We start from the raw sequence: 13,099 nt of genomic DNA, 5'->3' as shown, positions 1-13,099 counted from the left end.
ATAGGCCTTAGGAAGCGAACCCGGTGAAGTGAAACATCTCAGTAGCCGGAGGAGTAGAAATCAAACGAGATTCCCAAAGTAGCGGCGAGCGAAATGGGATTAGCCCAAACCGTGTGCTTTCGAGCATGCGGGGTTGTAGGACCACAATATGTGATCTGTTTAGATAGGGGAAGCGTCTGGGAAGGCGCGTCATAGAGAGTGAAAGCCTCGTACCCGAAGTCGGCGACAGCACTAGTGGCACCTGAGTACCACGGGACACGTGAAACCCCGTGGGAATCTGGGAGGACCATCTTCCAAGGCTAAATACTACTTAGAGACCGATAGCGAACCAGTACCGTGAGGGAAAGGTGAAAAGAACCCCTGTTAGGGGAGTGAAATAGAACCTGAAACCAGTTGCCTACAAGCTGTGGGAGCAGACTTGTTCTGTGACCACTTGCCTTTTGCATAATGGGCCAGTGAGTTAATCTGTAATGCAAGGTTAAGCAGTGATGTGTAGCCGTAGCGAAAGCGAGTCTGAATAGGGCGACAAGTATTGCGGATTAGACCCGAAACCAGGTGATCTATCCATGGGCAGGCTGAAGCTTGAGTAAAATCAAGTGGAGGGCCGAACCGTTGTAAGTTGAAAATTACTCGGATGACCTGTGGATAGGGGTGAAAGGCCAATCAAACTTGGTGATAGCTGGTTCTCTCCGAAATATATTGAGGTATAGCCTCAGGAGTTTTCTTGCGGAGGTAGAGCACTGACAAGGCTAGGGGTCCCACCAGATTACCAAACCTTATCAAACTCCGAATGCCGTAAGATATATCCTGGGAGTCAGACTGCGGGTGCGAAGGTCCGTAGTCGAAAGGGAAACAGCCCAGACCGTCAGCTAAGGTCCCCAAATCCATACTCAGTGGAAAAGGTGGTGGAGTTGTATAGACAGCCAGGAGGTTGGCTTAGAAGCAGCCATCCTTTAAAGAAAGCGTAATAGCTCACTGGTCTAACGATTCTGCGCCGAAAATGTAACGGGGCTAAGTATGGTACCGAAGCTACGGGATGCGTCTTTGACGCATCGGTAGGAGAGCGTTCTCAGATGGGATGAAGGTGAATCGGAAGGTTTGCTGGACTAATGAGAAGTGATTATGCTGGCATGAGTAACGATAAAACAAGTGAGAAACTTGTTCGCCGTAAGACTAAGGTTTCCTGGGTAAAGCTAATCTTCCCAGGGTTAGTCGGTCCCTAAGGCGAGGCCGAAAGGCGTAGTCGATGGAAAACGGGTTAATATTCCCGTACCAGCAAATGTGTGCGATGGAGGGACGCAGTAGGATAGCTCAGCCGGCTGTTGGATATGCCGGTGTAAGTGCGTAGGCTTAAGGAATAGGCAAATCCGTTCCTTTTTAAGGCCGAGACACGATGCCGTAACTTTACGTTTGAAGTGAGTAATTCCAGACTGCCTAGAAAATCTTCTAAGTTTAGCATTTGTTGACCGTACCGCAAACCAACACAGGTAGTCGGGTCGAGTAGACCAAGGCGCTTGAGAGAACTCTGGTTAAGGAACTCGGCAAAATGATCCCGTAAGTTAGCGAGAAGGGATGCTCCAGACGGTGACTTGATTCACTTAATGAGCTGTTTGGAGCCGCAGAGAATCGGGGGGGGGCGACTGTTTACTAAAAACATAGGTCTCTGCTAAGTCGTAAGACGATGTATAGGGACTGACGCCTGCCCGGTGCTGGAAGGTTAAAAGGAGGTGTTAGACTTCGGTCGAAGCTCCGAATTGAAGCCCCAGTAAACGGCGGCCGTAACTATAACGGTCCTAAGGTAGCGAAATTCCTTGTCGGGTAAGTTCCGACCTGCACGAATGGCGTAACGATCTCCCCACTGTCTCAACCAGAGACTCAGTGAAATTGAATTACCGGTGAAAATGCCGGTTACCCGCGGTAAGACGGAAAGACCCTGTGCACCTTTACTATAGCTTGACATTGGGTTTAGGGCTATCATGTGTAGGATAGGTGGGAGGCTTTGAAGTCGGCACGCCAGTGTCGGTGGAGCCAACCTTGAAATACCACCCTTGATAGTCTTGAATTCTAATCCAATGCCGTTATCCGGCTTGGAGACAGTGTCTGGTGGGTAGTTTGACTGGGGCGGTCGCCTCCCAAAAAGTAACGGAGGCTTGCAAAGGTTCCCTCAGGCTGATTGGAAACCAGCCGTCGAGTGCAAAGGCATAAGGGAGCTTGACTGTAAGACAGACATGTCGAGCAGGAACGAAAGTTGGTCTTAGTGATCCGGTGGTTCCGCATGGAAGGGCCATCGCTCATAGGATAAAAGGTACGCCGGGGATAACAGGCTGATCGCGCCCAAGAGTTCACATCGACGGCGCGGTTTGGCACCTCGATGTCGGCTCATCACATCCTGGGGCTGAAGCAGGTCCCAAGGGTTCGGCTGTTCGCCGATTAAAGTGGTACGCGAGCTGGGTTTAAAACGTCGTGAGACAGTTTGGTCCCTATCTACCGTGGGCGTAGGATAATTGAAGAGGGTCTGTCCCTAGTACGAGAGGACCGGGGTGGACGAACCTATGGTGTTCCTGTTGTCGCGCCAGCGGCATTGCAGGGTAGCTAAGTTCGGAAGGGATAACCGCTGAAAGCATCTAAGCGGGAAGCCTGCCTCAAGATTAGTTATCCCTATGCTTTAGCATCTAAAGATTCCAGGTAGACCACCTGGTTGATAGGCTGGAGGTGTAAGTGCAGTGATGCATTCAGCTGACCAGTACTAATAAATCGTGCGACTTATTTTTCTTCTCTTTCCTTAACTTTAACCCTAAACGGTTGAAGCTAATGGAACTCTAATTCTTCTCTATTAAACAATATATTTTGCTCAAACGAGCAAGCAAATTTGCTTGCGGCCATTGAGGAGAGGTCACACCCGACCCCATTCCGAACTCGGAAGTTAAGCTTTCCATCGCCGATGATACTGCTAGGTAGCTAGTGGGAAAGTAGGTCGCCGCAAGCTTTTTTATTTCAAAGCCCCCTTGTTAACTCAAGGGGGCTTTACTTGTTTGAGGCTTTTTGAAAGGGTGGTTTTGGGTGTGAAGCGAGGTAGTAGACTCAGAATTTAGTAGACATCATTTATTTTAGGGATAGTAAATGTCCGAATTTTGAAATTTGCGTTGTGAGCTGTTTTGATCTGTAATTCGATGTATGTGTTGGAAAAATATTTTTAAACGCTTAAATTAAGTGCTTTTTTGTTACTAATTAATAACCCCGCACAATCATTTGTGCGGGGTTATATTTTGTGAGTTGTTAATCTTCTAGGAGAGCCACCGGACGAACCCAGCCTGCCGAACCTTTATGAACTTTAACAGGCATGCAGATTACAGTGAATCCGGTTGACGGAAGCAGTTCAAGGTTAGCCATTTTTTCCATATGGCAGTATGGAACCGTACTTCCTGCATAATGACCTTCCCAAATGATGGAAGGGTCTTGAGTTTCCATGAATTTTTTTACGGTCGAACTAAAAGGTGCATCCCAACTCCAAGCATCTGTTCCGACAATTTTAATGCCTTGCTTCGTCAGGTGAAGGGTTGCATCCCTGCCCATGCCGCAACCTTTTTCAAGATAGTCTTCGTGGCCGAATCTTTTTCCGGCAGAAGTATTGATAAGGACAATGTCTTTTTCTTTTAAAGTATAATTTATCCTATCCAGTTCCCTATCAATATCAGCAGGTGTTACAATGTAACCATCATCAAAATTACGAAAATCAAGTTTCACCCCTGAGCTAATGCACCATTCCAAGGGAATCTGGTCAATGGTCATTGCAGGAGTCTTGTCATCTGTTTTGGAGTGATAATGATATGGAGCATCCATATGTGTGCCGGCATGAGTACTCATTTTTACGAATTCAACAGCCCAGCCTTCTTGCTCCGGAAGTTGCTCCGGGCTAAGTCCCGGAAAGACCGATGCCATTTGAGCTGCTCCCGCTGCATGATCAGCATAGATAATTTCGGGGACAAAGCCTGGAGGGTCGGACGGTTTGTCTGAACGAATTGAAACGGATAGATCTATAATTGTTTTAGACATTTGTGCCCCTCTTTGATGAAAATAAAATGTGATACTGACATTTATGTATGTAATGTCCTGAAATGTTGTCTGTTTTAAAAGCTGGAACTTTACTTCACGCTTAATCTGCAATTCTATTCATGTCTATTGTTAACTTTCCATTCGCTATTGAATTCTCTCTATCATCATATTAACTATGTATAAAATTAGGATATGAAGGAATATATATGAATGCTAAAGTAGACGTTGCCATAAATGTTTTCGGAAAAGTTCACCAAACAGCACTTTCGATTCTTTCTTTAATGGAGTGCAGTGGAAAGCATATGTGGTAGCTGAAAAGAAAGCTTTGGTCAGGCTTAAAAAGAGATTTCCCGAATATTGAAAATTTGCCGGATTGAGGTAGAAAAATTTTGAAGCGTGTTTAAAAATTTTGATCTGAAATGCGATTTATCCTTGCATTTCCCTGCGTTCCGATTACTCCTTTTTCATTATGCAAACAGAATTAAAGATTCCCATTCTTCCCCGTAGGATTGTTTCGCAGCAGTTTAGTGATGCTGATATTGAACGTCTTGCTCAAGGGCTGGCTGATCCTGAAAACCGTATGGTTGAAATCATCGGTGCATTGATCAACGTGCACAAGAATGATGTCTGTGATACCCGTGAAATTCGGGTTAAATTTAAAGATATGCAGATAGAACTGGCGCCTGTTAACGGCCACATAAATCTGCTGTGCTCCCGTGTGCCGAGGGATTGTCTTTACGATGGAAGAAATGTCATCTGGCAGTCTGTTGAACATATTTCAGCGGTCATTCGCGATATAATTTTTGCTCCAAAGCATTCATGCGACGGAGATGATTGCCGGTCCACAAATATTAAGAAATTTGTTGAACATTCCGGCCTTATGTATCGCGGTGAGCGTGGTTTGGTCATGTTTACTTGGGGCGGACATCAGGTTCCACTTGATGAGTATAATTTTGCCAAGGAACTCGGCTACTGGACCGCTCTTTTTATGCCGGATATGGAAAATATTACTGGTTGCGGTGTAGGGGTTATGAAGGCTCCTTTCAAGGGTGCACAGGTTGCCTACGGCAAGCAGAATTCCTTTGAGCGTTTCGGTCATCGAGATTTTATCGGTTTTTCAGAAAAGAAGATTCTTGCAGCTGAAGCTCCGAACGAACTTGTGACCCAGCTTTTGACTTTTCCGACTATTGAAGAGCGCATGGAAGCATTTATCCGTGCCTCTCATCGAGGCAAAGTCCATCCCGGTGGTGCGGGTACTGTTGAGGAAATCCTGACTATGCTGGCCTTGCTTTCCATGCCTGATAATAAGGGAATTCCTTATGAATTTGATCTTGTTGAGATGGGTGGCGGGGTTTATTTTAAGGAATTGGTCGAGTATCTTGATATCTGCTTCGGCGATGCGCTGGATGGTTTGTATAATGTGCACGTGGGAACTGCCCGCGCTTATGCGAACTACGTGGCATACCAGACACAGCATTTGAATACCCGCTACCTCTGGAATGATGATCTTGTTTTTGATCCGCGTATTCAGGAGCCTTTCGAGGTTACTTTCGAATCAATGGAAGGACTCGATTTGTCTCGGGATCAAGAAGCCTTTTCATTGCTTATTAATTTGCGTCGTTTCTTTTCCGGAGTGGTTCACCTCACAGTGAAAGACCCGGATATGCTTGATTCATGGGGAGATGACAGACCCCTTATCAAGGGAGATAAAAACATTCTGGCTGCAACAGACCAGTTGGTCCGTAAGTTGGCTAAGCAAGGCAGGATTCATCCCAGCAAGAGCAATAAGCCTGCTTACCGTATTGAGTAGCTAATTATATTGTTTGGAAAGAATAGAGCCGATCTGTAAGTTTACAGGTCGGCTTTTTTAATGGATGAAATCATTTACTATAGTATCAATTTCTCCGCTGCATTTCATCTTTTGTATTATCACATTGAATTTTTTTATAAAATCTCGCTTGAAAGGCGGGTTGTTCTTGCGCGAGTAGGCAAGATGCCCATATTCCGTACTTATTTTCATTCCTTGTACAAGCTTTGATGGATCAATGCCCATGAGTTTGGCTGTATAGAGGATGGATTTACTGTCGTTTACGTAGCAGTCAATACGACCGGCAAGGAGTTTTCTCAAATTTTTTTCGTTACTGGATGCATCCTCGATTTTAATTCTGTCGATGTTGGGGATTATAAAGCCATCATTGACTCCAATTGTAAGATCTTTGTAGTCAGTCGGCCAATTCGGGCGCGGTTTATCCAGAAATCCTTTGGCGCAGAAAATAGAATAGTCTTCTTCTAGTATCGGGGTAGAGTAGGTGTCTATCCACGGTCTTTTTTGGGGCCATTGGTAAGGTGGGAAGGCTGCAAAAAATTTACCGTGTTCGAGTCCCAGCAGCAAACGTTTATACGGAACAGGCACGATTTTGATTTGATACCCTTCCATCTTGCTAAATGCCTTCTTTAAAATACGTACATATATCCCGTCATAAGTCCCATTGTTAATGAAGCAATAAGGAGCATATGCATCATCTCCATATATGTTGACTCTAATAATTGCATCTGCCTGTGGTATACATACAAATAGTGAAATAAGAAGGATGATTGTGCTGAAAAGCTGTTTCATTCAGAACCTGCACTTAAAAAATGTTCATGGATTACAATGAATAGTATGATAATATTCATTTTTTACGAACAAGGTCAAATGTATTGTTCTGAAGTTGATAAATAATTATTTGCTGGCGCGGACCATACGCAGGATTTCAAATGAATAGTTGCCGCAAAGTCCATTGAATACCGGGCTTAGTTGCAGAAATCCCTCTTCTTTATAAAAGGATAAAGTGTCTCGCAGACATTCAAGTTCCGATGCATCGAAATCCAGAATGTCGCTTACGTCTACTTTTCCGGCTCCAATGCAGGACGTCAGGTGAGCGTAAATTGTTGCGGGCTTAATGTTGCGGGATTCTGCAACTTTTTCGATGTCCATAAGCTCTTCAAACAGTTCAAGGGTTTCCAGAGCGGAAGCTGAAACAGTCGGTCCTTCTTTCTTGGGGGTTGAAGTAGGGACTTCTTTTATCTTATCTTCCGGGATGGGGAAAAGATCCTCGGGTCTTCCATGTTTCTCTTGATGGTCCATCAGCACTTCAATTATGGCTGCTCCATAGCGGAATATTTTCTGATCACCCAAACCACTAACCGCATAGAGTTCTCCTGTGGTTTGTGGGCGGTAGCAACCAAGTTCTAGCAGGGTCTTATCTGCAAAAATTGCATATGCCGGAACATGTTGTTCCTGAGCGAGTGTGTTGCGCAGGGAACGCAGCGATTCCAGAAGTTCATGTGCTTCCGGAGTGGAAAGGGAAGGGCTGTTCGAATCCCCGATGACCAGCTTTTTACGGGCTCGGCGGGTTTTGCTTTTGGCAAGTACCGGGTCTTTGCGCAGGGCTACAGTCCGTTCCTTGCGCAGAACTTCCCAGCTTTTAGCGTTTAGTTTCAGAGATCCGTAGCCTTCCATATCAACATCCACCAGCCCTTGTGAAACAAGCTGGCGGTGGATGGAAAGCCATTCATCCGAATTAAATTCCTTGCCGATACCGTATGTACTTAAGCTGTTATGCCCTTGGGTGCTGATGCGTTTGTTTTCTTTGCCCAGTAAAATATCGATCAGGTAGTTGGCTCCGAAAAGCTGCTCGGTGCGGTAAATATTTGAAAGGGCCTTTTGAGCCGGAATGGTTCCGTCAAATATCGATGGCGGGTTGATGCAGGTAAAACAGTTTCCGCACGGCTCTTCAAGTTCTTCACCGAAGTAGGAAAGCAGGGATTGGCGCAGGCATCCCGGTGATTCGCAGTACGCGAGCAGGGCGTTGAGCTTGCGCAGTTCCAAGGCTTTACGGTCATCCGGGCTGTTCCCGGACATGATCATTCGTTTCAGGAATCCGATATCCTGAATTCCTACGGACATCCATGCTTCCGCTGGCAATCCGTCACGTCCGGCACGGCCTGTTTCCTGATAGTAGGCTTCGATGGTTTTTGGCAGATCCAGATGGGCTACGTAGCGCACGTCCGGTTTGTCGATACCCATGCCGAAAGCAATGGTCGCAACCATGACAACGCCGTCTTCGGACATGAATCGGGCTTGGTTGGATTCACGGGTTTGAGCGTCCAGTCCCGCGTGGTATGGCAGGGCGTTAATACCTTGTTTGCAAAGCCATTCGGCGGTGGATTCCACTTTTTTGCGGCTCATGCGGTAGACAATGCCGCATTCAGCAAAGTGCTCGTTTTTGATGAAATTGAGCAATTGCCGTTTTTCCTGATCCTTGGGGATTACGGTATAGCGTATGTTCGGACGGTCGAATCCGGTGGCAAAAATATCCTCGTTGCTGAAGGATAAGCGGTAGAGGATTTCATTGCGGGTCGGGCCGTCGGCTGTGGCCGTCAGTGCCAGGCGCGGCACGCTGGGAAACATTTCCGCAAATACGGAAAGCCGCAGGTAATCGGGACGGAAATCGTGTCCCCATTGGGCTACGCAGTGAGCCTCGTCAATGGCGATCAGGCTGATCTTGATACCCGAAAGCATGTCCATGAATCCGGGCTGGGCCAGCCGCTCAGGGGCCACATAAAGCAGATCCATGTTTCCGCTATGCAGTTCATGGATGATATGGTTGGCCTCGGAGGGCTGTACCGATGAATTCAGGCAGGCAGCACGCACTCCCATCTGTTGCAGGGCTGCTACCTGATCGCGCATCAGGGCGATGAGCGGGGAAATGACAATACCCACCCCCGGCCGAAGGATGGCCGGAATCTGGTAACAGGCGGATTTACCGCCTCCGGTGGGCATAAAAACAACGGCATTGCCGCCGCTCATGATGCGGTTGATGACGTCCTCCTGCAGCCCACGGAATGATTCATATCCGTAGGTTTGGCGCAGGACATCTAAAGGAGTGCGTGGTGCGCTCATAAAGTTTTACAGAGCCCAGCCTTCACCGTTTTCACCGCAGGTAAGGACCTGTGCTCCATTGGCAGTTACTGCGATAGTGTGTTCGAAGTGGGCGGAGGGCTTGCCGTCTTTAGTGACGATGGTCCAGTGATCCTTCAGGGTTTCGGTTGTTTTAACGCCTGCATTGATCATGGGTTCCACGGCAATAACAAGACCCTGTTTGAGCTTGAAATCTTTGACCAGTCTGCTGTGATAGTTGGGGACCTGCGGAGATTCCCACAGACCTTCACCAATGCCGTGTCCTACCAGAGATTCTACAACGGAAAAGCCTGCATTACGGGCATATTTGGACATTTCTTTGGCAATCTTGCTCCACTTAACGCCCGGTTTGATTCTTTTGATGGCGATGCGCAGGCATTCTTCGGTTACATCCATGAGCTGTCTTTTTTCATCATCAATTTCGCCGATGGCATGGGTAACGGCGCAGTCAGAGCACCAACCGTTCAGGCGTACACCGATATCGATGGACAGAATGTCTCCGTTTTCCAGCTTACGTGCGGAGGGGATACCGTGAACAATCGCTTCGTTTATGGACATGCAGCAGCCGGCAGGAAAGGGAACCTTGCCCGGAACGCCTTTAAAAAGTGGAGTTGCGCCGTGTGAAGTGATGAATTTTTCCACTTCTGCGTTGATTACTTCGGTGGATGTGCCGGCTTCGCACATTTCTTTAGCCACCATGTGGGCCTTGTAGAGCAGGATACCTGCTTCGCGCATGAGGTCGATTTGTTTTTTATTCTTTATAATCATTTGGATAACTCCAGAAAATGTTTTCGTGACGGGGACAGGCTACTCTTTAATATATGGAAGTCAACCGGAGATCACGCTGTTATTAGAATGGAGCACTTACTTCTGTGAAAAAACAAACTTAATTCAAAAAGGCTTTACTAAACTTTCCGTTTCCGTATTCTATAAGCAGAATAAGAAAACCTTAGCGTGCAGGATCTGATTCAAGTTGCGGCGGTGAAATTATGGAACACAAATTTTCGGGCGAAGTTGTCTCTGTTCGGGGATCCGTGGTTGATGTGCGTTTCCCTGAAGAAATCCCCCCTTTGCTTTCAGTTATGTATTCAGCTGGAGAGAAATCTGTCACGCTTGAGGTGGCTGACCATCTGGATATGAATTCAGTTCGCGCTATTGCCATGACTCCCACCGGAGGGCTGGCTCGTGGGGATGTTGTTCATTGCAACGGCGAAACCCTGCGTACTCCCGTGGGAGAGGATTTGTTGGGCAGGGTTCTTAATGTTTTCGGTGATCCGGTAGACGGTAAAGACCTGCCAAGCGATGTTGAATTCAGGTCTATCCACAATCAGCCCATCGAGCTTTCCCGGCGTGTAGTCTCAGAGGAAATTTTCACCACCGGAATCAAGGTGATTGACCTGCTTATGCCTCTTGAAAAGGGTGGAAAGGCCGGACTCTTCGGAGGTGCGGGGGTGGGCAAAACCGTTCTTATCACCGAATTGATCAATAACATGGTCGGAGCGCATAGCGGTATCAGTATCTTTTGCGGTATCGGGGAACGTTGCCGCGAAGGTGAAGAACTTTACCGCGAAATGGGCGATGCCGGCGTGCTTGATAATACGGTCATGGTATTCGGTCAGATGAATGAACCTCCGGGCGCGCGTTTTCGAACAGGACATACGGCCATGACCATTGCCGAGTATTTTCGGGATGATCAGGGTAAGGATGTTCTTTTGCTCATCGACAATATTTTTCGTTTCATTCAGGCCGGAATGGAGCTTTCCGGGTTGCTGGGCCGTTTGCCATCGCGAATGGGATATCAGCCTACGCTTGGTTCTGATCTTGCGGAATTGCAGGAGCGCATTTCATCCAGCAGCTCCGGGGCCATTACCTCGATTCAGGCCGTATATGTTCCTGCCGATGATTTGACTGATCCGGCGGCAACACACACATTTTCACATCTTTCGTCTTCCATTGTCCTCTCCCGCAAGCGTGCCGGGGAAGGGTTTTATCCTGCTGTTGATCCGCTTGAGTCACGGTCCATGATGCTTTCCCCTGCAATTGTGGGGCAGCGTCATTATGATGTAGCCCGCGAGGTTCGGAGAACTCTTGCCCAATACGAGGACCTTAAAGATATTATTGCTATGCTTGGTCTTGAGGAGCTTTCCCGTGAAGACCGTAAGATTGTTTCCCGTGCGCGCAGGCTGGAACGTTTCATGACTCAGCCTTTCAATACAACTAAGCATTTTACGGGTATGGATGGGCGGATTGTATCCCTTGAGGATACGGTCCTCGGCTGCGAGCGGATATTGAATGACGAATTTCCTGATGCTTCTGAGCGTGATTTCTATATGATCGGTTCGATTGAGGAGGTAGGCAAATGAGGCTGAAGATCCTGATCCCCGCAGGTCTGTTTTTGGACCGTCTGGTAGATAAGGTCTTGGCTGAAAGTACCAAGGGCGGATTTTGTCTGCTGCCTAATCATATCGATACTGCTTCGGCACTTGCTCCTGGTATTCTTACTTACGAGGTGGAAGGGCAAGCGCACCATCTGGCAGTGAATGGCGGTGTGTTGGTCAAGAAGGGCGATTCAGTGCGAGTTTCTTCACGGGCTGCTGTTGCCGGGGAACTTGGTGAACTGGAAGCCGAGGTCTTGCGCATGCAGGATGAGGCTTCCGAGGCGGAGAAGTCTGCACGCAGTGCTGTTGCCAAACTTGAGGCCGGCTTTGTGCGTACCCTTATTGAAGTGGAGACTACATGATCAAGCGTGAGCCAGATGAACGCAAACCGGACGGGTTCGGCCGGACTGTAGGCAGTAAGGAGCAACGCAAAATCCGTGCGGGGCAGAAAGGTACTGTCGGGGCTTGGTCTGCTTTTGGTGCTATGGGCGCTGTAGGTTGGCTGGTGGCTTTACCTGTGGTGCTGGGTAGCCTGCTCGGAGTTTGGCTGGATAGCCGTTGGCCCGGTAAAGTTAATTGGACAATGGCTATGCTCGGTGCCGGGTTGGGTATTGGCTGTCTGTTTGCCGGAATTTGGATGAATCGTGAGAAGAATAAGATAATCAAAGAACGTGACGACTGGGAACAGCAGGACATCAAATCGAAGGACGTAGAGGATGATCATCAGTAGTATAATGATAACTGTCGCTGCCTTTGGTATCGGCTTGCTTTTATCCGCCATCCATTTTGGCGGGCTCTGGCTGACTGTACGTATGCTGCCTCGCTGTGAAAGGCCGAGAATGTTTTTCTGGTCCAGCTATCTGGGGCGATATGGAATTACCCTTTGGGGTTTTGCCCAAGTTATGAGTTACGGAGGAGGACCCTTTGTATCTTCATTTTTGGGCTTCTATCTATTGCGGACCTACTTGCTGGCCAATCAGTGCGGAATGGGCATGTTGGATGTTGTTAAAATGAAGAGGACTGAATGGAAATAAGCCCGGACCATATCATTTATTTCAGCTTTGGATTTTTTAAGCTGAATGCCACCATAGTTTATACATGGCTGGTTATGGTCCTGCTTGCGGGATTTTCATGGTTTGTTACCCGTAAGGTCACGTCTTCAGCTACGATTTCTTCCCAGCAGAATCTGTTGGAAGTGTTGGTGGCTGGACTGCTTTCCCAGATCAAAGATGCTACCAACCAACAGCCGGAGAAGTTTCTACCGCTGCTTGGAACCCTGTTTATCTTCATTCTCGTTTCTAACCTGCTTTCCGCAGTGCCGGGGTTCAAGCCGCCAACAGGGTCGCTTTCAACGACTACAGCCTTCAGCTTGATCGTATTTTTCGCTGTTCCCTATTATGGAATAAAGGAGAACGGTTTGTTCAACTATCTTAAAAGTTACGTGCAACCCTCACCGTTCATGCTGCCATTTAACATAATCGGTGAGGTCAGTAGGACTTTTGCCTTAGCGGTGCGTCTTTTCGGGAATATACTTAGCGGAACCATGATGGGTGCGATTTTGCTGGTGATTATGCCGCTTTTTGTGCCTGTAATCATGCAGATGCTTGGACTGCTCATCGGAGTGGTGCAGGCTTATATTTTTACGGTACTTGCGGCGGTGTTCATTGCCGCGGGTCTTGAAGTGCATGGATAAATAATCAAAAGG

General features: G+C 47.5%; 10 protein-coding genes and 2 rRNA genes (1 of these 12 cut by a window edge). 8 read left to right on the top strand and 4 right to left on the bottom strand.

The features are described from left to right. Together DESAL_RS11285 and rrf are read left to right on the top strand one after the other, a co-directional pair. Window positions 1–2,771, top strand: a 23S ribosomal RNA gene (locus DESAL_RS11285); it begins 166 nt to the left of the window's first position. A 100-nt stretch (window positions 2,772–2,871) separates the two neighbouring features. Further along, window positions 2,872–2,986 (top strand): 5S ribosomal RNA (gene rrf / locus DESAL_RS11280). 290 nt (window positions 2,987–3,276) lie between these two features. Here the strand turns inward: rrf and DESAL_RS11275 are convergent. Further along, complete coding sequence (locus tag DESAL_RS11275; RefSeq protein WP_197528734.1) at window positions 3,277–4,164, bottom strand: cyclase family protein; 888 nt, start codon at window positions 4,162–4,164, stop codon at window positions 3,277–3,279. Window positions 4,165–4,522: 358 nt separating this feature from the next. On the opposite strand from DESAL_RS11275, the gene DESAL_RS11270 reads away from it, so the two are divergent. Next, window positions 4,523–5,863 (top strand): PpnN family nucleotide 5'-monophosphate nucleosidase, encoded by a 1,341-nt coding sequence (locus DESAL_RS11270; RefSeq protein ID WP_015852114.1) that lies wholly within the window; start codon window positions 4,523–4,525, stop codon window positions 5,861–5,863. 57 nt (window positions 5,864–5,920) lie between these two features. On the opposite strand, the gene DESAL_RS11265 is transcribed toward DESAL_RS11270, so the two are convergent. The 3 genes from DESAL_RS11265 to map all read right to left on the bottom strand — a co-directional run bounded on the left by DESAL_RS11265 (window position 5,921) and on the right by map (window position 9,784). Beyond that, window positions 5,921–6,670 carry a substrate-binding periplasmic protein gene (locus DESAL_RS11265; RefSeq protein WP_015852113.1) on the bottom strand — a complete coding sequence of 250 codons (750 nt, stop codon included), beginning with the start codon at window positions 6,668–6,670 and terminating at the stop codon, window positions 5,921–5,923. Between the two features lie 105 nt (window positions 6,671–6,775). Further along, on the bottom strand, window positions 6,776–8,998 hold the full coding sequence (recQ, locus tag DESAL_RS11260; RefSeq protein WP_015852112.1) for a DNA helicase RecQ: 2,223 nt from the start codon (window positions 8,996–8,998) through the stop codon (window positions 6,776–6,778). Window positions 8,999–9,004: 6 nt separating this feature from the next. Then, a complete protein-coding gene (map, locus tag DESAL_RS11255; protein WP_015852111.1) occupies window positions 9,005–9,784 on the bottom strand; it encodes a type I methionyl aminopeptidase in 780 nt (259 codons plus the stop codon). A 221-nt stretch (window positions 9,785–10,005) separates the two neighbouring features. Between map and atpD the strand changes: the two genes are divergently transcribed. From atpD to DESAL_RS11230, 5 genes are read left to right on the top strand one after another with little or no spacing between them, the layout of a single operon-like run. Further along, window positions 10,006–11,379, top strand: a complete 1,374-nt coding sequence (gene atpD, locus DESAL_RS11250) for a F0F1 ATP synthase subunit beta (protein WP_015852110.1) — start codon at window positions 10,006–10,008, stop codon at window positions 11,377–11,379. Then, complete coding sequence (locus tag DESAL_RS11245; RefSeq protein WP_015852109.1) at window positions 11,376–11,756, top strand: hypothetical protein; 381 nt, start codon at window positions 11,376–11,378, stop codon at window positions 11,754–11,756. The genes atpD and DESAL_RS11245 overlap by 4 nt, the downstream gene beginning before the upstream one ends. After that, window positions 11,753–12,124 carry an AtpZ/AtpI family protein gene (locus tag DESAL_RS11240; protein ID WP_015852108.1) on the top strand — a complete coding sequence of 124 codons (372 nt, stop codon included), beginning with the start codon at window positions 11,753–11,755 and terminating at the stop codon, window positions 12,122–12,124. The genes DESAL_RS11245 and DESAL_RS11240 overlap by 4 nt, the downstream gene beginning before the upstream one ends. Then, the gene (locus DESAL_RS11235; protein WP_015852107.1) at window positions 12,111–12,428 is read left to right on the top strand and encodes an ATP synthase subunit I; all 318 of its coding nucleotides are present in this window, start codon (window positions 12,111–12,113) and stop codon (window positions 12,426–12,428) included. Before DESAL_RS11240 ends, DESAL_RS11235 begins: the two co-directional genes overlap by 14 nt. Further along, window positions 12,419–13,087, top strand: coding sequence for a F0F1 ATP synthase subunit A (locus DESAL_RS11230; RefSeq protein ID WP_015852106.1), 669 nt, complete (start codon window positions 12,419–12,421; stop codon window positions 13,085–13,087). The genes DESAL_RS11235 and DESAL_RS11230 overlap by 10 nt, the downstream gene beginning before the upstream one ends. The last annotated feature ends 12 nt before the right edge of the window (window positions 13,088–13,099 follow it).

This window comes from Maridesulfovibrio salexigens DSM 2638 (assembly GCF_000023445.1).
Taxonomy (GTDB): Bacteria; Desulfobacterota; Desulfovibrionia; order Desulfovibrionales; family Desulfovibrionaceae; genus Maridesulfovibrio; species Maridesulfovibrio salexigens.
This window is presented reverse-complemented; position numbering and strand designations above follow the sequence as displayed.